We start from the raw sequence: 21,096 nt of genomic DNA, 5'->3' as shown, positions 1-21,096 counted from the left end.
GGCTACATTTTATTTGAGAAAATGAGAGCCATGACGCAACTTTTGATTAGTATCTGTACATCTATTTGCAGACACTATTTACTCAACCAAACCCCATTCATCTGATTTATTGGTTGAGCTAATAACACCACAACAAGGAATGACATGACGCAAGCGCTACTACACATTGATAATCTATCGGTTGCCTTTGGTGGTAAAAATAACCCAAGGACGGTAACGCACAACGTGAGTTTATCGGTGAACAAAGGTGAAACCCTCGCCTTAGTGGGTGAAAGTGGCTCAGGTAAGTCAGTTACTGCCAACGCAATTTTGCGCCTGCTTCCTAAAGCCAGTACTGTCTATCAAACTGGAACCATACACTTCGACAAAGAAGAGCTACTCACTCTGTCTGAACGCCGTATGCGTGGCGTACGTGGTGGTCGTATCGGCATGATATTCCAAGAACCTATGGTGTCTCTCAATCCTCTTCATAAAATTGGTCGTCAATTAGTTGAAACTGTCGAGATACATCGCGGCCTTCGTGCAAATAAAGCGAAAGCTCTCGCCCTAACCTGGCTAAACAAGGTCGGTATTCGAAATCCAGAGCAAAAGATTAACGCCTACCCCCATGAACTTAGCGGAGGTGAAAGGCAGCGAGTGATGATTGCACTTGCGCTGATTAATGAGCCAGAGCTACTTATTGCCGATGAGCCCACTACGGCTCTAGACGTATCCGTTCAAGCACAAATACTGGATTTGCTGGTGGATCTTCAGCAAGAGCTTGGTATGGCAATGCTCTTCATCACTCACGATTTAAGTATTGTTAGGCGTATCGCTAATCGCGTATGCGTAATGAAAGAAGGTAAGCTCGTCGAAACCGGTGAATGCCAATCGCTTTTTAAAGACCCAAAACATCCTTATACAAAGATGCTGATTGATGCTGACCCTTCTGGATCGCCGGTAGAAGTCGCCGATACCAATGCAAGCTTAGTTGAGGCGCATGATTTAAAGGTTTGGTTCCCCATTACAGGCGGAATATTTAAACGTGTTATCGACCATACTAAAGCGGTAACAGGTGTTAACTTCACCCTCAAAAAGGGTCACACTCTCGGCTTGGTGGGTGAAAGTGGTTCAGGTAAATCCACAACAGGCATGGCTATCCTTCGATTGGTAGACAGTAATGGCGGGATTGTCTTTGATAGCAAACAGCTTTCGTCATTAGATCGAAAACAGATGTTGCCCCTTAGAAGCCGTATGCAGGTAGTCTTTCAAGACCCCTTCTCTGCTCTAAACCCGAGAATGTCAGTTGCCCAGATCATTGGTGAGGGTTTACGTGTGCATCAGGACCTAACAGATAGCGAAATCGACGCTGAAATCTGCCGGGTAATGCAAGAAGTGGATCTCGACCCAGAAACCCGTCATCGATATCCCAACGAGTTTTCTGGTGGGCAAAGACAGCGTATAGCGATTGCTAGAGCGTTAATCCTTAAGCCTGAGTTTATCCTGCTTGATGAACCAACATCCTCTTTAGATCGCACTGTACAGGCACAGGTATTAGAACTTCTCAAACAGTTACAGCGTAAGTACGGCTTGACCTACCTGTTTATTAGCCACGATCTTAACGTTGTCCGTTCACTGTGCCATGACACTATGGTACTAAAGGCTGGCGAAGTAGTGGAATACGGAGCAACAGAGCAAGTATTTAATGCACCTAAACACGATTACACACAGCAATTAGTTACATTGTCACAAATGTAGCCGTCATTTCACAACCTAAGGTTAACTCTATCTATGAAACGCTTAGATCAGCTAGATTACTGCCACACTTATGCCGATCTTGGCGCTTCACTGTCAAGCAGAGTCAATCCGACACCACTGGATGATCCTTACCTTATCCATGCTAATCATCGCTTAGCAAAAACCCTAGGCATTGATATAGAGTCTGTAGGCGATGAAATACTCACACAGCTTCTTTCAGGCCAAGGCATTCTCGATTCTTGGTCACCGATTGCGATGAAGTACACAGGTCATCAGTTTGGTCAATACAACCCAGATCTTGGTGATGGTAGAGGACTCTTACTCACCGAGTTTGTGGATGACAAAGGCGAAAAGTGGGATTTTCATCTTAAAGGCAGTGGTCAGACTCCCTACTCACGAGGAGCTGATGGACGAGCGGTTATTCGTTCAAGCGTCAGAGAGTACCTAATCAGCGCTGCTATGGACGGATTGGGGATACCTACCACCTGCGCCTTAGCACTCTCAGGTGCAAAAACGCCAATACAAAGAGAAGAAATAGAATCTGCGGCAACTCTACTGCGTATAGCTCCTAGCCATGTTCGTTTTGGTCACTTTGAATACCTCTTTTACAGCGGACAACCCGCCGAATTAAAAGCGTTAGCGGATTACATTATTCACTGGCACATGCCTGATTTAGAAGATTCTCACGACAAGTATGCGGCATTTTTTCAAGAAGTTACCAAGCGTACAGCAAGTATGATCGCTCATTGGCAAGCCTATGGGTTTTGTCACGGCGTAATGAATACCGATAACATGTCGATATTGGGCCTCACCTTTGACTATGGTCCCTTTGCCTTCCTCGATACTTATTTATCAAAGCATATTTGTAATCATAGCGACTACAGTGGACGCTATGCGTTCCACCAGCAGCCTGGTATTGGGCAATGGAATCTATCCGCGCTAGGTTATGCGCTGTCATCTTTGATTGATAGCAAACAAATAGAGACATCTTTACAGGGCTATGCCCCGCAGATTCAAGCTCAATATCGACGATTAATGCGGGCACGCTTTGGATTGCAAAGTAAGCACGAAAACGACCCTGAGCTTATCAACTCTTGCTTAGAATTGATGGAAAAGTTAGGGCTCGATTTTCATTACACGCTGCGAGTTTTATCTGAAACTAGCCCGAATGATTGGGCTGAAACAACGCTTGATAGCACACTGAACAAGCCTGAATTCATCACTTGGCTTGCCGGTTATAAGAAACGTGTTCTACTGGATTACAGTAATGATCAGGAACGTCAGACGTTAATGCAAAGGGTAAACCCCAAATACATTTTACGTACGCACCTAGCACAAGAAGCGATCGAACAGGTTGAAAATGGAGAGTTTGATATTTTGGAGACGTGGCTTAAGGTGTTAGCGAACCCATTTGTTGAACACGCATGCCCATCTCATTGGTCACTGCCACCACGCAATGACCAAAAAGGCATTTGCCTTAGCTGCTCTTCATAACTTGGCTTTCTATTGAGTCACAATAATAATCAGCCACAATAGTGTCTATGAAAAGCGCATTCAGCTCATCTTGCGTTAGCTACATTGCTCAAGATATTGATTCATGATCATCTTTTGGTGGGTTTGCATGTCACCAGAATGAAACGCGTTTGCTTGCTCCCAGCCTAATTGACGAGCGGTTTCTGAAGCTGCGGATACTAACGCTTCCCCCTCAGTGATGCCTGGATTCAATGCCAACGTCGTTACAGCAGCTTGTTCAATATGTTTAAACATCCTGTCATGGTATTGAGAAATATTGGCCTCTTTCGCCAAGAACGCTGCATAGCCGCCACATCGCGCTTGCTGAATAAATGTTTCTGTCGTTGGAGGTGGGTTAACCGTTAGTGCCATTGCTTGCGTAGCGGTAAACAAAGCCAAAACAGAAGCAGTAAAGCTAAACATAACTGATTTTTTCATAACAAGAGATACCTTGGTGTCGGTGCTCATTCATCTTCAATAGACAAACGATACTGGAGTATTGCCATTAATTATTTATAGCCATTTTGGGTAAGCTAAGCGCTTAGTTTAGAGCGACATAGCCTCTGCCTGACATGCAGTTACGCACCACCTCAGAGTAAGCCTCTTGGTTACTCGCTTCTACCGCATTACGCTTACCTCTGTTTCCTAGTATCCCAAGGGTCATACCAATAGCTGCACCGGTTTTCGCCGCATCTGATCCAGAATTACCTGATACACTGCCCGCTACTGCACCAGCAGTTGCGCCTCTAGCACCTCGTTTAGCGGTTTCTTGCACGACGTTATCAGCCTCTTCTTGAGGGGCTTGTAGTCCCAATCCTTCACAGTACACCATGTCTTCGCTGAACTGATCTGAATCGTATTGTCCTTGATCATAAACCAATCCATGGGCACTAACAGGAAGAGTAAACGCTGTGCTAAGTACACCAACTAACAGGGTTGCTCGAAGTTTTTTCATATCAAATGCTACTCAATTTGCCACACAAAAGATGATACATATTGTGTGGCAAACTCAGTGTTGTATATATAAAGCAAGCTTTGGTTTATATATTCACAGGGCTTATAAATGAAGCCTTACATTGAATACAAGAAGTAAATCTGCGATTTCATACGAATGATGATACCGCGAATTGCGTCCAAAAAGTTCATAAATGAGGCAGGTTTATCTCCGCTAATCCACGCCAAGCCTACCGAGCCTACCGGAATGTCATAATTTTCACTCTCATGAATCTTTAAGCGCACAAAGTGGTGCTTGTTGTTCACGTTTTTGCCGGTTGTCGTACGAACACTTGGGTCAAACGATAGCAAACTCCCTTGCGACTCACCCGTCGCTTCAACAATGCCCTCAACTTCTGCCGCAAATACCTTGCCAGGGAATACAGGTGAAGAAAACTCGGCAAACTGCCCTGCCTCAACATTACGTATCGCTTGATGATTTACGCGCATCAGCACGTACTTCTCATTGGTATACATGTGCAGACGCGGCATTGTGCTTATCAGTTGTCCTTCACGAAGTATGAAGTTAGTTAGGTAGCCATCTAACGGTGCGTACACCTTGGTTTGCTCTAAATCCCATTGCGCCATATTCAAAGCTTCCATTGCTTGATGAATATCGTTTTTCTTGTTTGAAAGTGTGAGCGCTGATTTTTCTATCTCAAGTTTCGATTTTCCTGCATCGACTTCGTATTTGGAGATTTCAGCTTTACTGGTTTCAATCTGTTGAAGAGCTAACGTCACTAGCGTTTGCTGCTCCTCCAATTGAGCTTCTGTAACCGAGTGTTTTACTACCGCTTCCTGCACAACGTATCGCTTTAAAGTGCTTTGTTTTAGTTTCAGGTCAGCATAGGCTGCTTTTAGCTTACTTTGTTCTATTACGATGACTTTTTGTGATGCTTTTAGATTCGACTGGGCGATAGCGATATCTTCTTTAGCCAACTCATAAGCCACCTTAGTGCTATCAAGTGTCACCTTCGCTTGATTAAGCGCAATTTGATAAGGCTCAGGGTCGATCTCATAGATCAAATCGCCTTTAGAAACCTGCTGGTTAGGGCTCACATGAATCTTAGTCACCTTCCCCTTAATTTGGGTACTACCTGGCCTTAACTGAACGTGAGGGGATTGCACAACCGAGCCACCAGAGAGATCCATTGGCGTATAGTTGATTAAACCTATCCAAACGAACACCAACCATGCGCTCCCCCCAAGATATGAGAAAGCTTTCGTCCCCTTGTTCCATGGCATGCCTATTAGTCGAAGAAGATAGATAAACAATGCCCATACTGCTAAGCCCTCTAGCATGCTTCGCTCTCCTCTGCTTGTTTAGATTTGCTTGAAACAGGCGTTCCAACAGGGGCATTCCAGATATCACGGAGTCGAGCCAATGACGTTTCCAGATCAACGAACGCAATGAACACCGCTATCACCCAAACCCAATGCCAAAGAAAACCAATCCATGTGAGTACAGTGATTAGAGCGACTTGATTATGATCTCGCTTATGGGCTTTATCGATAGGCAATTCGTGGAAACGCCAAAAACCATATAGGCCAGCCGCGACAGTACCGATAAGAACAACAAAAGCCACAACATGTAACACGGTGTCAGCCGTGGTCTCCACGAACGGAACAGCAAATAAACTCATGAAAATACTCGAGAAAATTAATTTTGCGTAGTTTGAGTATTTCTCCTGTTTACTCCAATAATTTCAACATATAAAATCAATATACCTAACTCTGTGATTAAAACGGTTGTAAATAATGTCTGTCTATTTCACGCGAAGTGCTTTTTTCGTCAGGTTACACAACAGTCTAAAATCAGTTCTTGATGTAGATCCTGCACAGTGCCCGATTCCGGCTACTGTATTTTCCGATGCAAACACCCTGATTCCTTATCAAGAAATCACGCGTTGGTATAACGATGTTGAACGTTTATCGGGGAATGCAGACTACATGTTGGAGTTTAAACATCTTATTGGAATAGACAGCATTGGGTGGTTTGGCGAATGGTTGCTTTCTGCGCCAGATAACATACTGGCGTTTCGCAGGTTCAACTACGGCATGCCTTATATGCAATCAGGCGGTAGCTTTTACGCCATGTACACGGGAAATAGAAACATAGTGAAGTGGATGCACAAAAGTTATTCACTCACTAAGCGTGCTCGTTTTCATGAATCGGTTTACAACGTACTGCTGATGCTCGATTTTCTTAAAAAGGCCACACAAAATCAGTTTGAACTGCAGCTTATTCGCATATCAGGATCTTCAGATGATCCCGATAAATACAAAAAAGAATTTAACTGTGACGTTGAGTGGAATAGCCCAACAACAGAAGTCTGGTTTCGTACAACAGACTTATTGGCTACGGCACATCATTTCGACATTATAAGCGATAGCTCTTGTCCATTGCTCGGGCAAAATTTGTTGGAGAATATCGACAAGCTGCTTAATATGCCTAGGCCAAACGACGAAATAAAAGAGTTATATGAATTAACCTATTACACACTGCACTTTGGGCTACCTAAAGCCGATAAAGTGGCGGAAATCTTAAACATATCCACACAAACCTTGCGTCGGAAGCTCCAACAAAAATTGAATTTGAACTTCACGGATCTCAGTGCCTACATCACGACTAACGCTGCGGTAAACTTGTTAATTAAAGGCGTCCATCCTAAAGACGTCTCCGCTAAACTTGGCTATACCCATGAAGGAAGTTTCGCGAGACAATTTAAAAAGTACCGAGGTGTTACCCCGCTTAAGTATTACCAGGCCCACAATGATAAAAAGTTAGGCTCGTAGTAACTCTGGCTGCTTCTCTAGTCTAATGGAAGCGCGCTCCTTCTGTAGAACTTGACCATTCCAAAAGGCTGAATCGCTTCGAGAGTAACCAACTACAGACTTGGCATTTCAGTCTTAACCTCGACTTCAACCCAATCACGAGCCATGGCGCAATATGGGCATCATTACCCACTGCCAGTCTCTATACTTCATCACATCAACCAAGTGGTGAAAGCTCAAAGCGAGCTAATAGAGATGAGTAAATTGCACATTTAATCCGGGATGATGAAATTGCATAAGTCTCATTTGATGAAAACACCATGAATTACACGCTCTGCGCAATATTCATCGTAATAGGAATCAAAATGAAAGTTAATGCTATTGAAAAAAGTCTAATCGGTATTCTGTCTGTTGCTATCGCGAGTCAGTGGGCTTGGGTTCATATTCACAGCGCAATAGAAATAGCCCTAGTAGGCGTATTGATGCAGTTGTGCCTAAGCTTTTTCATCGGGCTAGAAGCATGGAGTGCCAGCAAGTGGAAACAAAAAGGCGATGCCAAGAAATACAAAGTAGGTCGCGGTGTCACTTCTTACCTTTCTTTAGTTGGCGGTAAGTTTGTCACCATGGGCATTATCGCGGTACTGTTCGAATCTGTAGCATTTACCGGTTGGCTTGGTGGTGTTATCGCTTTCTTTGGTATTATCTTTCTCATTATGGGAATGGAAAAAGCCTACAGTCTACTACTCGGAAAACTACGTAGCCCTATGAAAGAGTTGCACAACTATTAACAAATGAGTATCAACATATTACGACCACAGTCATTTGAATGAACTGTTGTGAAAAATCAAACTCACAAACAAAATAACCGAGAGAACTTCCACTCTCTCGGTTAGTAAAACTAGTAGCAAGCTCGGTTTTCTAAATCAAACACCTAAACTCGCTGTATCTCATGTGGCTGATTTAATTTCACCCACACCCTCGAAAAGTCAAACCAACCTAAAGCATTACACTTCGCATTTTGTAGCGCGCCGCAATGGTCTTTGCTCACCCCTAACCAACAGTGAAACATCGGGACTATCAGGTGATTCTCTACCAAATAGCGACCAAGCTCCCTTGCTGGAAATCTTGCATTGGGTTGCCCCTGCCATTCTTCAACTACTTGATGGATATAGTGAAATTGACTATCGGTGCTTAAATGATCCAGATTACTGTAGTCAAGAAGCCAACCCAGTAAGGTATCGTCTCTATGAGTTCCAAGCCCCATTGGTTTTATCCATAGATCAACCGAATCAATGTCGTCTGGAACATGATCATAGCGTATGAACTGCACCGCCAATCCATCTTGCTTAAGCAGCGATGCTATCGCTTTAGATAGCGTTGGGAATACAGGGTGTTCACTATGGTAAGCAATACTGACAGTCTCTATTTGAGGCGGCTCTAATTGCCTTAGCGGTTTGCTATGGTACCAACCCGGTTTAAGGCCATGTGCAGGCAATAACCCAAGCTCGACAATAGATTCTTCAGAAAGCTGGGCAAACAGATTAAAACTGGTGAGTTTAGAGGCGAAATACTCTTGCCACCGTTTATCTCGACCCAGTCCACTGCGTTGGTTCACTGAAATATAAGTACAACCTGGATCTAAAGCTACATCGTCGTCGGTGCGCTGTGTAGGCATATTCGGTTGCGACAAACTTGGGTAGACAATACTAGAGTGAATCTCATCAATTACCCAAACTTCAACCTTATCCACCAAGGGTCTAAATCCAAAATAGCTATCAAATGCCTCAAGAATCAACCGCTTATCATCATTTACGGAAACTCGATATGGCCCTGTTCCAGTAGGCAGGCGATCAAAATCTTCAATCTCGTTGCAGTTATGCGGGAGTACTTTAGCAACCGTTTCAGCAAGTAACACATCAAAATGGTAATCCGGCCGGCTAAGTTCTATATCAATGACCAAGGGAGATGGCGTGGTCACCGTTTTAATATGAGAAAACAGGGGCATGTTTGCTAACGACCTTAAGTGCTCAACTACATGCTCAGTTTCAAGTAATTGCCCGTTGTGAAATCGCACCTTAGCTCTGAGATAAAAGCGCCAATGACTTCCTTCAACATTGTCCCACGAATGAGCAAGATCTTGCGTCAAATTGTCGTTCTCATCCAATTGCGTAAGGCCACTAAAAACTTGATGGATGATGTTTTGCTCTGAGCGTCGATGAGGCTTTCTCGGATTTAGCATAGAAAGCTGACGATAATAAGGCAGACTAAGAACTTGCTGTCCTTGTCTATGTTGAACCCCAAGGTAATCCTGAATCACTTGAGTCAGACGATTGGCATCTTGATTAAGCACTTGCAATGCCTGACCAATGCGCCCTTCTTCTAGATATCGCTTCGCTAAGCCTTCACCGACATCTTGACGATTTTGCTTAAAGATAAGATGCGATTGTTTTCCCCGACCCGCCGAAGGATGCCACTCGATCCACCCTTCTTCACTGAGTTTATTCAGCACGATACGAGCATTTCGTCTGGTACAAAACAAAATTTCTGTAATGTCTTCTATACGCGTTTCGCTATCTTCACCATTAAAGTGCTCAAATAGGGTTTCAAACTGTGTTCGAAGTCGAGGGCTGCTCATAAAGAGGAAATTCCAATTTTTTGAAAAAGTGTCAGTTTCCTCATTTTAGCATGAAGTGAGAGACTTTTACGCTATAGCAATACCAGTAACTTGCGAAATTTCTTCAATGATTTCAGGGGGAAGCTTAATAGAAAAGCGACTTTGAGCATCTAAAATCACCAATACCTGACCCATCAGTTGCACAGCGTCTGTTTGCGCTTGATACGTCAGTCGATGTTCTCCATCTAGTCTAATCATAATCTCATGCGCATTAACGATGATCTTCCCCAATTCAAAATCTAGAGTCATACTTTTACCTTCTTAGTTGCATTTCTAATCATCACAGTATGACGCGAAATACACACCAGATTACCCTGCTCATCTCGAACTTCGATTGACCAAATGTGAGTCGTGCGACCTAAGTGAATGGGTGTTGCAACTCCGGTAACAATACCACTACGAACCGCCTTCAGGTGATTTGCATTGATTTCAAGGCCCACACAATGTCTGTCGCCCTCACAACAATGATACGCCGCATAAGAACCTAGCGATTCGGCTAAGACTACGGAGGCGCCACCATGCAATAGACCAAATGGCTGGTGTGTACTTGGGCCAACGGGCATAGTCGCGGTTAACGAATTATCAGAAACCTCTGTATAAACAATACCTAAGTGCTCGATTAGCGTGTTTTTGGATTGGGTATTGAGAGATTCTAGACTGATGTCGCGTTTCCATATCGTCATCGATGTCTTTTCCTTTGTTTTTGCTAGGTTCTGTTATCTTATTCTTTTTAAACACTTTAGTGTCTAATTTTTCCTGATTTGTGGGAAAATCTTACGGCATCGACCACACTTGTACTAAACCAACGTTAAGGGTTAGCGCAAAGATAGAAAAGGACCCCTTCTATGCGACTAAAAACACTCATACTCTCGCTAGCATCAGTAGCTATCGTTACTGCTTGCGCCACCTCTCCAACAGGGCGCAATCAGGTTATTTTGTTTTCAGATAATCAAATGTCCGATCTTGGCAGTCAATCATTTGAAGAAATGAAAACAGAGCTGACCATTAGTCAAGACACTAAAACCAATGCTTACGTACAGTGTGTCACCAATGCCATTTTAGAATACGTCCCTATTCAAGGTAGTTTTACCCAGTGGGAAGTCGTTATATTTGACAGTGAGCAGGTGAACGCCTTTGCACTACCTGGCGGCAAAATTGGTGTGTATACCGGATTACTTAACGTTGCGGTTAATCAAGATCAGCTCGCCACGGTTATAGGGCATGAAATCGCCCATGTACTTGCCGATCACAGTAATGAGCGCATGTCACAAGCACAACTTGCCAATACCGGTATGCAGCTGAGCAATATTGCGTTGGCCAACCAAGACTATAGAAACGAAATCATGGCGCTAATGGGTGTGGGCGTTCAATATGGCGTCTTGCTACCCTACGGAAGAACCCAAGAAAGTGAAGCGGACATCGTAGGGTTAGAGTTGATGGCAAAAGCAGGGTTTGACCCTTATCAAAGTGTCGATTTGTGGAAGAACATGGCCAAGGCATCCGGCGGCAATCAGCCACCTGAACTGCTTTCCACTCACCCCTCTCACGACACTCGAATCAAAGACCTAACCACAAAAGCGGCATCGGTACCTAAATTCACAGGAGAAAAGCCTAACTGCCCGATGCCAAGCTGAGTTTATTGTTCTAAAGTAATCAGATATGAACGCGATGACATAGAAAACTTATTCTAAATCAACATTGATCGCGAACTGCTTTCATTAGGGTGGCGAAATATGGATAATGTCGCCAAATTACAAGATATAACAAGGTTAATACATGTCTATTGAATCAACACTACGTCAACGCAGCGGCGACAAATGCGAGCTATGTGGCGCAACGAATGATCTTCAACCCTTTGCTGTTGCTCCTCACTCTCAAGCAACTGTAGACCACGGCGCACTACTATGTGACACATGCCGCACACAAGTTGAAGATGCAGATCAGATGGATGTGAACCACTGGCGTTGTCTGAACGACAGCATGTGGAGCCAAGAGCCACCAGTACAAGTTCTAGCATGGCGTCAACTAACTCGTCTTACTCGTAAAGGCGAAGCTTGGTCACAAGACCTTCTAGACATGATGTACATGGAAGAAGAGACCAAAAACTGGGCTGAAACTGGCATGGAAAATGACGGTAAAAAGCACGTTGATTGTCATGGTGCGCCACTAGCAAAAGGTGACACAGTTACTATCATAAAAGACCTACCTGTTAAGGGGTCGTCTATGGTCGTTAAAATCGGCACAATGGTTAGAAACATTGGGCTTGCGCAAGATGACCCTGAGTTATTTTCGGGTAAAGTCGAAGGTCAATCCATGTGGTTACGTTGTGAGTTTTGCCGTAAGAAATAAGGCGAATTTCACTTCAAAAAAGAGGCTCATTTTGAGCCTTTTTTTTATGCCTGTTTTTCAGCGTCAAAAATTGAGTATGGGGTAATACAATGATTATTGTTCGAACTAAACTTGCACTCTCTCTAATCCAATCTCGATTAAACCTACAGTCAGGCTTACGGCAAATAATACACAAATTTAATGACACACTAATTACTGTTCATGTAACACGTATTTGGACATAAACGAGTTAGATGTCATATTCAAAAACAATCTACAAGTGTTAGATGTACGTTTCGTATATTTTCCTTTTACCACGTTTTATCCAAATCTTGTGCATATAAAGAAATCGCTCTCTGATAGGTTTTAATTGCTTCGCTGTTCGTAGTTGATATCAGAAGTTCGAGCAGCAATGAAGTCGCTTCTTTATGACGTCCTAAATTGTAAAGGCACATCGCATGAAAAGGCTGAACCTCAATTGAGCTAGGATACTCATTAAGAGTTTGTTCAAAATAGCTTAATGCCTCAGCGTACATACCAAGGCTTCGATAAGTACTCGCCAAACCAAACAAGGCATCAAACCTTTCTGTTGAACTGAGAATGCCCGAGAGAGATGACAAATAATGAGTGATAGCCTCTTTCTCTTTGCCCTCGTTGTCGTAAGACCATGCAATCTGCAAATAAGCCCTCGCAGAATACTTGTCATTGTTCAACAACGAGGCTAGCAAGGCTCTAGATTCTCTGTACTTGGCTTCTTTTCGCAGTTCGGTTGCTTATTTAATGATAGTTTCCATTCTTTTCCTTTAGATCTAACAACAGCTATTTATATTGTGAGTTAAGGTTCATTGAATCCAATCTACCCAATTGGACTATCAATATGTATTGTTTCATATCCGTATAATTTAGGCGCATCGACGCTGAATCAGGTAATCGTTCTGGTTGCAACAATGCCAATCTAATTTACATTTCAAACAACTCTGTTACATTGAAAGCGTATGCGTAAACTATTCACTCAAGGATGAGAGTCGTATGAATAAATTACTCGCTTTAATGGCAACCTTACTCGCTTCAAATTCCGTTTATTCAGCTACCTATCAAGTAACTAGTAGTGCCTCTTCGGGCGATGGGACTTTGCGATGGGCGATTGAACAAGCGAATAAAAACCCAGGTCCAGACATTGTTGAAATTCCAGCTGTCTTTGGCAGTAACGAACCTATTTACCCAGGTCTAGCAGGTCATAGTGTATCTTCTAACCCTATCACAATTGAAGATGATGTAATTATTCGCGGACTTGGCAATGACAGAGTTGTCATAGATGACAAGCAAAGGTGGATAACATCCGGCGGCCTTCTCAATGCTGGTTACCCGTTTGATTCTGGCGTGACCATACTTAAGCCATCTTCATTACTTTTTAGAGTAAATCCGAAGAATGTTGCAGGAAGAGTTATTGATGTCACTATCGAAAATATTGCAGTGACTCATACAGGCAGTGTGCTCAATGCTGATAATGCAAACGTAACATTGAACAACGTGGCATTGTTTAACAACGTAGTCCAAGAAAGATCTTATAACATGATTTTACAAGGCTCAGCAGACTTGTCTGGACCAAACGTTGGTAGCCTTACCATCAACGATAGTCTTATTTTTGAAAACCGAGTTAATAACGGCAAAGAGATTATTTTAACTTTCAATACCGATCTAACCATCTCCAACACAGCCATAGCAGATAACTCTACTGGACCAGCAGGGATAAGCTCGTCTCGAGTCCTTTCTCATGTATCGTTGCAACAAAGCACAGCAACGATAAAGGATTCGTATTTCGCGGGTTTTCGAGATGCTGGCTTTTCTTTTAAACGAGCGGATGTTGAAATAGCAAACTCACTTTTCGATGGCAGAAACTCTGTTGCCACCCGCAGCTTACGAGTCGATGATGGCGACCTGACACTGACCAATAGCACTTTGTACTTTACACCACAAACTTCAGGTGGCTTTCCCCCTCTCTTCAATGCGACACATATCGATCTTGTGGGCTCGGCACAACTTATCGCAAGCAATAACTTAATTTTTTCTACGGACCCAGAAAAAAACACACTGCCATTGATCTCCCCATCAAATTGGGACGATACGACAATTTACCCAAGGGCTGCAAATAAAAATAACTACCTTTCTACTAATGGCGCGGCTGATACTGCGTTGAACTTAAATGCACTTGGCTGCTTTAATCGCAATCGCTGCTTTGTTCCCAATGAACTATCGTTACCACTTGTTGACATGGGTAACGATGAAGCCGCGAAGTATTCGGATGGTACCTCAATTGCTAGCGATTACCTTAAGGAGTTTCGCCCACAAGGCGCTGCCATTGATATTGGGGCATATGAAAAACACGAATCGCTATATCCTCATAACGATAGCTATACCACTGAAGAGGGTGTTTCTGTTCTCAAAAATAGCGCAGAGGGCGTCCTAGCTAATGACACAACGCCTGGAGGTTTAGATGCAACCCTTACTAAAGATGTCCTACACGGTTCTCTAACTCTTGAGGTAGACGGCTCATTTTTATATACACCCAACGACGGTTACTATGGTCACGATTCTTTCGAATACGATCTAGGAGGGAAAACGGCAACGGTAAACATCGATATACAATCAACTAATTGGATTTCTATTCCAACCAACTCTCGACCAACGACTCAGCAAGACACTTATAGCCTTCATACAACAGAAGTGCTGACCATTCATGGTCCGGGGGTTCTTGCAAATGACAGAGACGATCAAAATAGTTCAGAGCCATTTTATCAAGGACTCACATCAAGGCTTTTTAGTGATGTTTCTAATGGACAGCTTCAATTTAACTCTGATGGAAGTTTTACATACACACCAGAAGCTGATTTTGTAGGTATTGACGAATTTTACTATGATGCAGTCGATCTAAACCTCGCACACAGTTTTCCCCAAAGAGTGACTTTGCAAGTCAAGGCGGGTGAGCCTTTAATCACTGAAACTGACGAAGATAGCTCAGGACAGGCCATTGTAGGTGGTTCAGTAGGTTACTCTGGCTTGATAGTTTTACTATTGCTCATCTATAGACGTCTAACTTTAGTTAGGAGAGGTCTATTAGCAGTAGCGTTGTCGTCAGTTGCGTTATCCACCAATGCATCGACTATTGACAATAACAGTGAGGATAAGGGTTTTTTCGTTAACGCCGATCTAGGAATGTCTTACTTATCTCCTGATTTAGACGATACACAATGGAAACAAGATGATAAGTACCAGCCTGCTTTTGGTATCGGTTTTGGCTACCAATTCGATTCCAACTGGTCTACTTATGTCAGCTACAACTGGTTAAACGAGGCCAAACTAGAATCAGACGCTGTAGGCTACCCTAATACTGATGTTCATTATCACCTGTTTAGAGTGAATGCAAAATACCGTATCAATCAGCTCTGGGGAGACAACTTTGCCCCTTTTGTAGTACTAGGGATTAGCTATATAGAGCCGAGTATCGACGGTGAGTCTGAGCTTATCGATGTAGATGAAAACACTCATTTCAATTACGGGATAGGTATTAACCTTAACCGAAATGACTACGGGAAAATCGATTTGTTGTGGGAAAAGGTGTCTGATGATGTACAAATTGTCAGCGCACAATTTGTATTTGATTTGCCGCTTTAGCTATCTGTTCGAGGCTTATCGAGGGCCTCTTTACCTATTGATTATGTATCCTGAGCATATGAAGCCCCAAAATTTTCGTAACACACTTTGGGGCATTTCTAAGTTACGTACACCCTTGTTCATTTAGGAAAATTATGAACAACTTAAGCTATAGCAAAATACTTTGTATAAATAAAATTCACTTAGAGTGATATCACTGGAGCCATATATTTTACTCACCGCCCTTTTTATACTTCAAGGAGCTAAACTCCATAATGGTTTCAATTTACAAGCAAACATAGCCTGGATAGTTACTAATGTTTGATTCAAACATTAGTAACTAGATGACCACCAAATTGAACTTTGTTAAATATCCCATCAAAAAAGTCAAGCCCCATAGATAAATCTACAGAGCTTTGGTATTAGCGTTTCTGATGAACATTCAAAGTCAATTATTTCAAGAACCCTAAATCTTGTACCGAGAAATTAGCTAAGTTTGGAAATATATAGGCCATTGCGCTATCACTGCTTACTCCCATCCATTTTGCGATTGTCGCACCGATTTGCTCAACGGAAGTTGTTGGAATCATTCGACCTTTATTAAAATCGTTTTCTCCATCTAGGATTAACGATGGCCACTGCCCGTATAACTGTCCAGCATTTAACGCGCCGCCCATAACAAGATGATTACTGGCCCAGCCATGGTCTGTTCCGGTGCCATTGCTCGCTAAGCGTCGACCAAAATCAGACATCGTCATTGTTGTGACTTTATCGCTTAATCCTGATGCTTCCATTGATTGATTAAACGCAGCAAGCGACTGACTCAAAGTGCTCATCAGTCCCGCATGGACATCCAATTGGTTGGCGTGTGTATCAAAGCCACCTAAGCCAACAAAATAGACTTGCTTCTGGTGTCCAAGTTGATCGCTCGACTTGATTAATCGTGCGACTGTATGTAGCTGATCACTCAATGAATTATCAGGAAAATGCCCTTCTTCCGGCACCGAATCAATCGCCGTGGCTAGCGTATTTCGTATTGAAATCGAATCATCCTTCACCCGATCAAACTCTCGCCCAAACGCCGTCAATGGGGATAGATTCATCACCTGATCAAAGCTCTTGCGGCGCTGATCGTTATTAATGGCATTCACTTGAGGCAGTGATGATGCATTAATAAGGTTAGCGCTATGAGTGCTGCCATTCAGTAGCTGAGCATACCCATTAAGACTAAATGTTGGGCTAATTGCCTCATTATCGCTACTGAGTACGTCCATCAATCGCCCTGCCCAGCCTAATGTTGTAGTACTGCCAGACCAACCTCGTTGCCATTCAGCTTGTTGTGAATTGTGAGAGAATAAAAAAGGTGGCATCGCGTGCGTTCCATCCTCTAAACCCGCTTTCGTTGAAGGTTCTATCAATACACCACTGTTTGCAATGGCGACCATTTTATTACTGTCGAAAAGACTTTGAACGTCAGCCATTGATGGGTGTAAACCCAGTGTCAGATTGGATCCCGTATTCAATGACAAAGGCAATAATGAAGCTTGAGGAATGGCAATATCTGGACGAGCGCTAGCGTACTCATCATAGTGTTCGTTATCGTTAGGCACCAACATATTAAAGCCATCATTCCCGCCAAACAAAAACACACAGACAAGGGCTTTATAATCATTGTTTGGTAACGCTTGTGCAGAACCGGTACCCATCATCGAGATAATCGGTGTCGAGGCCATAGCCGCTAAGAGTTGACGACGTGAAATCATTGGGCTAACTCCTCAATATGAAACTCTTGGCTAGTCACGACAATATAGAGTGCATTGCGAACCTTTAAACTTTGCTGTGTATCGCGAAGATCTTCTAATGCTTCTAACACGATGTCTTTAAGCGGCTCACTCATTCTTTGAGAAAGCAGACGCCTATCAATTTCTTCGATCAATGCCAAGTGATCATTGGCGATCGCTTCCAAAGACGCTGTATTAATAACAATGCGATTCGGGTTCTCTTCTCCCTCGTAATCTGTTCGGCCAGTTGCTGACCAAAGCTGATTATTGGTGAGGATAAAGTTATTCCAGCTCAGTATCTCAAACTCTGGCGCTACGTCATTCGCGTCAGCGATCTCGCCATTTGGGGCGTAATCTGGTGAGAAGAAATTGAACACACTTGGAGAGCCAAGCGGAGATTGCCCATACGACCCAAAAGTTCCTATAGAGTTGTGAAAGCGCCCCGAAGGATCGGCTGATTTTGCCTCAAAGGCGCGGAAAAAATTGGTCATCGCTATCAACGGCTCTTTCATCTTAACGGGCGAACGGTCACCGCCGCTAAGCGCTTCGCTGTCGGTGAGAACCCCACGGATCACAGCTTCAAGGTCGCCTCTCACTCCCTCACCATTATCAACGAATAACGCACTCACTCGGGCAACATACGCTGGAGAAGGATTCGACGTCACCAACCTTTGGATAAGATGCTTACTGATTAACGGAGCGGTGTTCGGATGATTGAGCAGCATATCCATCGCCTGTGCCATATCTTGTTCGGCGGTTTGCCCTTGTGCAAATACCTCCCCCATCACCACTTTTTCCTCATCGTCATGGTACTCAGGGTAAGCGATCATCGGCACAAACCAATTTCCATTCTTAGAGCCCCACCCTGGTTGGCTTTTTTCTGCGATATGCCAACCGGTAAATACGCGTGCTAGGTTTTCAATGTCATCTTGCGTGTAAGTTGGTATCAACTGCCCTTGGCTATCTAGCTTCTCCGTGCCATCTGGATTCAATTCATAGAGCCCGATACTAAATAATTGCATCACTTCACGTGCATAGTTTTCATCAGGGTAGCGATTACTCTCTGGATCAGCCTTTTGATTAGCCATCATTGATAAGTAGTCACCCATCGCGGCATGAAGCGTCACTGATTCAATCAGATCACGATAGTTACCAAAAGCATGTGTGACGAGCATGTCGTAGTAGTCGGTCATCTCTAGTGTACGGCCACCCAAGTTAGATCCATATCGTGAAATCACGAAAATTTCACTTAATGCAAACGCTACACGTTGTCGCAGCTGATCAGGCGCATTAAGGCTTAGATCCCACCAAACTGCCGCTCGATCAGCTTGGTTGTAACTGTCTCTGTCCGCTTCTAATGGATACTCTTTCAGGCGTGTCGAATGCAAACTTGGAGCCATAGAAAACTGCTCATCTAGCCAAGTAACATAGCCTAAGTCTCTCAATTCTTGGTAGGAGTCCGGTTGAGGACCAAATGTCGACCGATAGAGCAGGTCATATCGCTGATCCTGTGTCAGGGGTATGGGCTCAGGTGTAATAGGAGGAGGTATAATAGGAGGAGGTGTAACACCACCATCTCCCGAATCGCTACTGCTTTCTCCGCCACATGCTGAGAGCAGTGAAAAACCAAGAATGCATATACTTAATTTGAAGCCATAACGCTTTAACATGGAAGACAACTCAAAAACCTTTTTCTGCCGACGAATTTTGCCGCACACTAACGAAAGTAATAATTTATAGCAATCTGAACCAGTATAAACTGTGTAAGAACTCATTATTGCTGCTCATTAACGATGCTATAAATAAATTTGTAACATTAAATCAATTAGTTACCCTTACCACAATCTAAACTATTGAACTCAAAATAACTATTCTGAATCCCCTTCATCGTTATCGGGTAACGCTAAGCCTAACTTAGTCACTTTGTGATCTTTTACATCGGCTACTACCCAATGCAATCCATACCAATCAAAGCTATCACCAAGCACTGGACATACTCCTAGCTTGAGCTCTACTAGCTCCTTGAGTGGCATATCGCCCTCTTCTTCCAGCACCGAAATACCATAGTAGCTGGTCACATCGCTCACGCGACAATTGATGTCTAAGAAGAAGTCACCAAAGAAACGGGGGACGACTTCATCTTCCGGAGCTTCACTAAACAGAAAGCTCAACGCATCAAGATCTTTATCTTGTCCCAGTACACAGAGGGTATCATTAGCTTGTAAAACCGTACTTCCTGATGGGTGGAGTAGTTCCTCACCACGAAATACAGCCGTGATCCGCGTGCCTTCAGGCATAGCAAGCCGTTTCAAAGGTTCACCCACACACCACTTTTCTTCTTTTAATCGATAGACAAACATCTCCCACTCGCTGGCACGGAAAATTTCGATACCGCTTCTTGAGATAGGAGTTGGCTTAGGGGGCAAGGTAACATCAGCCATTCGAGCGGCTTTCATTAGGGTTCCCCCTTGCACTAACAGAGATACCATTACGACGAAAAAGGCGATATTAAAATACAGTTCTGCATTTGGAAGCCCTGCTACCATTGGGAAGACGGCCAAGATAATAGGCACTGCTCCCCTTAGCCCTACCCAAGAAATGAATTTGCGCTCTTTGGTGGTAAAACTCTTAAATGGCAGTAAACCAATCCATACCGCCAGCGGTCTGGCGACCAAAATCATGCCAAACGCAAGTACCAAGGCTGGAATCATGATCTCAATCAGTGTTGCCGGTTTCACGAGTAAACCTAACAACAAGAACATCACGATCTGACTCATCCAAGTCATACCATCAAGCACGTTTAGTATTGAATGACGGAAGCTTGTAGGTTTGTTACCTATCAACAATCCCACTAGATAAATTGACAAAATTCCACTGCCGCCGAGCTTGTTTGACAGCGCAAACAAGGAAATACCACCCGCTACCACTAAAACGGAGTACAAGCCTTCATGTAGTTCTACACGGTTTATTAGTGACCATAGTAGCCAACCACCGCCAAGCCCCACGGCCGCCCCCACGCCAAATTGCATCCCAAAACTAGTGGCTAGAAATGACAAACCGAGATCCGCCTCAGGGTTGCCTAAAACAGCAATCAAAGTGACGGTTAGAAAGACCGCCATTGGGTCGTTGGTACCAGACTCAATTTCTAAGGTAGACCCTACTCGCTCGTTTAAGCTTTGCCCCTTCAGCATAGAGAAAACCGCAGCAGCATCTGTCGAACCAACAATGGCCCCGACTAAGATACCTTGCAATAGTGTTAAATCGAACAGCCACGCAGCCATCAAACCCGTAAAACTAGAGGTGAGCGCTACGCCTATCGTTGCAAGAGACAATGATGGCCAGAAGGCGACCTTAAAGCTGGATACTTTGGTTCTCATGCCTCCATCAAGAAGGATGACGGCCAATGCCAGGTTACTAATTAAATAAGTTAAGGAGTGATCATTGAAATCAATTTGCCCTGGTCCATCTTCGCCAGCAAGCATACCGACAACCAGAAAAATAAATAAAATCGGAACACCTAGCTTAGAAGATGCCCTACTCAGCAATACACTGACTAGGATAAGAACCGCCCCTGTTAAGAACAGGTTATCGATCATATTTACGTCCAATTGATCCTCACTTCTCGTTACAATTCATTAAGTAAAA

At 43.6% G+C, this 21,096-nt stretch carries 18 protein-coding genes; 7 read left to right on the top strand and 11 right to left on the bottom strand.

From position 1 onward, the window contains the following. The first annotated feature begins 144 nt into the window (after nucleotides 1–144). Nucleotides 145–1,737 (top strand): ABC transporter ATP-binding protein, encoded by a 1,593-nt coding sequence (locus OCU46_RS19410; RefSeq protein WP_141269306.1) that lies wholly within the window; start codon nucleotides 145–147, stop codon nucleotides 1,735–1,737. A 33-nt stretch (nucleotides 1,738–1,770) separates the two neighbouring features. Continuing rightward, entirely contained in the window at nucleotides 1,771–3,231 is a 1,461-nt protein-coding gene (locus tag OCU46_RS19405) for a protein adenylyltransferase SelO (protein WP_141269308.1), read from the top strand. Between the two features lie 75 nt (nucleotides 3,232–3,306). On the opposite strand, the gene OCU46_RS19400 is transcribed toward OCU46_RS19405, so the two are convergent. The 4 genes from OCU46_RS19400 to OCU46_RS19385 form a co-directional block, all read right to left on the bottom strand. After that, complete coding sequence (locus OCU46_RS19400) at nucleotides 3,307–3,687, bottom strand: hypothetical protein (RefSeq protein ID WP_141269310.1); 381 nt, start codon at nucleotides 3,685–3,687, stop codon at nucleotides 3,307–3,309. A 103-nt stretch (nucleotides 3,688–3,790) separates the two neighbouring features. Continuing rightward, nucleotides 3,791–4,204, bottom strand: a complete 414-nt coding sequence (locus OCU46_RS19395) for a glycine zipper family protein (protein WP_141269312.1) — start codon at nucleotides 4,202–4,204, stop codon at nucleotides 3,791–3,793. 116 nt (nucleotides 4,205–4,320) lie between these two features. Further along, complete coding sequence (locus OCU46_RS19390) at nucleotides 4,321–5,544, bottom strand: HlyD family secretion protein (RefSeq protein ID WP_141269314.1); 1,224 nt, start codon at nucleotides 5,542–5,544, stop codon at nucleotides 4,321–4,323. Further along, the gene (locus OCU46_RS19385; RefSeq protein ID WP_141269316.1) at nucleotides 5,538–5,885 is read right to left on the bottom strand and encodes an MFS transporter; all 348 of its coding nucleotides are present in this window, start codon (nucleotides 5,883–5,885) and stop codon (nucleotides 5,538–5,540) included. The genes OCU46_RS19390 and OCU46_RS19385 overlap by 7 nt, the downstream gene beginning before the upstream one ends. A 115-nt stretch (nucleotides 5,886–6,000) precedes the next feature. On the opposite strand from OCU46_RS19385, the gene OCU46_RS19380 reads away from it, so the two are divergent. Together OCU46_RS19380 and OCU46_RS19375 are read left to right on the top strand one after the other, a co-directional pair. Further along, nucleotides 6,001–7,038 (top strand): helix-turn-helix domain-containing protein, encoded by a 1,038-nt coding sequence (locus OCU46_RS19380; protein WP_141269318.1) that lies wholly within the window; start codon nucleotides 6,001–6,003, stop codon nucleotides 7,036–7,038. Between the two features lie 344 nt (nucleotides 7,039–7,382). After that, a complete protein-coding gene (locus OCU46_RS19375; protein ID WP_141269320.1) occupies nucleotides 7,383–7,805 on the top strand; it encodes a hypothetical protein in 423 nt (140 codons plus the stop codon). A gap of 143 nt (nucleotides 7,806–7,948) precedes the next feature. Here OCU46_RS19375 and OCU46_RS19370 read toward each other — a convergent pair whose 3' ends face one another. The 3 genes from OCU46_RS19370 to OCU46_RS19360 all read right to left on the bottom strand — a co-directional run bounded on the left by OCU46_RS19370 (nucleotide 7,949) and on the right by OCU46_RS19360 (nucleotide 10,374). Continuing rightward, nucleotides 7,949–9,652, bottom strand: coding sequence for an SgrR family transcriptional regulator (locus OCU46_RS19370; RefSeq protein WP_141269322.1), 1,704 nt, complete (start codon nucleotides 9,650–9,652; stop codon nucleotides 7,949–7,951). Nucleotides 9,653–9,718: 66 nt separating this feature from the next. Next, on the bottom strand, nucleotides 9,719–9,940 hold the full coding sequence (locus OCU46_RS19365) for a DUF3389 family protein (RefSeq protein ID WP_141269324.1): 222 nt from the start codon (nucleotides 9,938–9,940) through the stop codon (nucleotides 9,719–9,721). Next, complete coding sequence (locus OCU46_RS19360) at nucleotides 9,937–10,374, bottom strand: hotdog fold thioesterase (protein ID WP_141269326.1); 438 nt, start codon at nucleotides 10,372–10,374, stop codon at nucleotides 9,937–9,939. The genes OCU46_RS19365 and OCU46_RS19360 overlap by 4 nt, the downstream gene beginning before the upstream one ends. Before the next feature lie 162 nt (nucleotides 10,375–10,536). Between OCU46_RS19360 and OCU46_RS19355 the strand changes: the two genes are divergently transcribed. Together OCU46_RS19355 and OCU46_RS19350 are read left to right on the top strand one after the other, a co-directional pair. Beyond that, entirely contained in the window at nucleotides 10,537–11,325 is a 789-nt protein-coding gene (locus OCU46_RS19355; RefSeq protein WP_141269329.1) for a M48 family metallopeptidase, read from the top strand. 142 nt (nucleotides 11,326–11,467) lie between these two features. Continuing rightward, nucleotides 11,468–12,040 carry a PhnA domain-containing protein gene (locus OCU46_RS19350; protein ID WP_141269331.1) on the top strand — a complete coding sequence of 191 codons (573 nt, stop codon included), beginning with the start codon at nucleotides 11,468–11,470 and terminating at the stop codon, nucleotides 12,038–12,040. 290 nt (nucleotides 12,041–12,330) lie between these two features. On the opposite strand, the gene OCU46_RS19345 is transcribed toward OCU46_RS19350, so the two are convergent. Then, nucleotides 12,331–12,783, bottom strand: a complete 453-nt coding sequence (locus tag OCU46_RS19345; RefSeq protein ID WP_244311341.1) for a tetratricopeptide repeat protein — start codon at nucleotides 12,781–12,783, stop codon at nucleotides 12,331–12,333. 265 nt (nucleotides 12,784–13,048) lie between these two features. Between OCU46_RS19345 and OCU46_RS19340 the strand changes: the two genes are divergently transcribed. Beyond that, nucleotides 13,049–15,691, top strand: coding sequence for an Ig-like domain-containing protein (locus OCU46_RS19340; RefSeq protein WP_337972463.1), 2,643 nt, complete (start codon nucleotides 13,049–13,051; stop codon nucleotides 15,689–15,691). Between the two features lie 431 nt (nucleotides 15,692–16,122). Here OCU46_RS19340 and OCU46_RS19335 read toward each other — a convergent pair whose 3' ends face one another. From OCU46_RS19335 to OCU46_RS19325, 3 genes are all read right to left on the bottom strand, one after another. Further along, nucleotides 16,123–17,433 (bottom strand): DUF1501 domain-containing protein, encoded by a 1,311-nt coding sequence (locus OCU46_RS19335; RefSeq protein WP_141271103.1) that lies wholly within the window; start codon nucleotides 17,431–17,433, stop codon nucleotides 16,123–16,125. Then, the gene (locus OCU46_RS19330) at nucleotides 17,430–19,121 is read right to left on the bottom strand and encodes a DUF1800 domain-containing protein (RefSeq protein ID WP_141271286.1); all 1,692 of its coding nucleotides are present in this window, start codon (nucleotides 19,119–19,121) and stop codon (nucleotides 17,430–17,432) included. The genes OCU46_RS19335 and OCU46_RS19330 overlap by 4 nt, the downstream gene beginning before the upstream one ends. 198 nt (nucleotides 19,122–19,319) lie before the next feature. After that, on the bottom strand, nucleotides 19,320–21,047 hold the full coding sequence (locus tag OCU46_RS19325) for a potassium/proton antiporter (protein ID WP_141271104.1): 1,728 nt from the start codon (nucleotides 21,045–21,047) through the stop codon (nucleotides 19,320–19,322). Nucleotides 21,048–21,096 lie beyond the last annotated feature (49 nt).

The sequence above is a fragment of the Vibrio comitans genome, assembly GCA_024346835.1.
Lineage (GTDB): Bacteria > Pseudomonadota > Gammaproteobacteria > Enterobacterales > Vibrionaceae > Vibrio > Vibrio comitans.
Note: the sequence above shows the minus strand (reverse complement) of the source record. Positions and strands in the feature narration are given on the sequence as shown.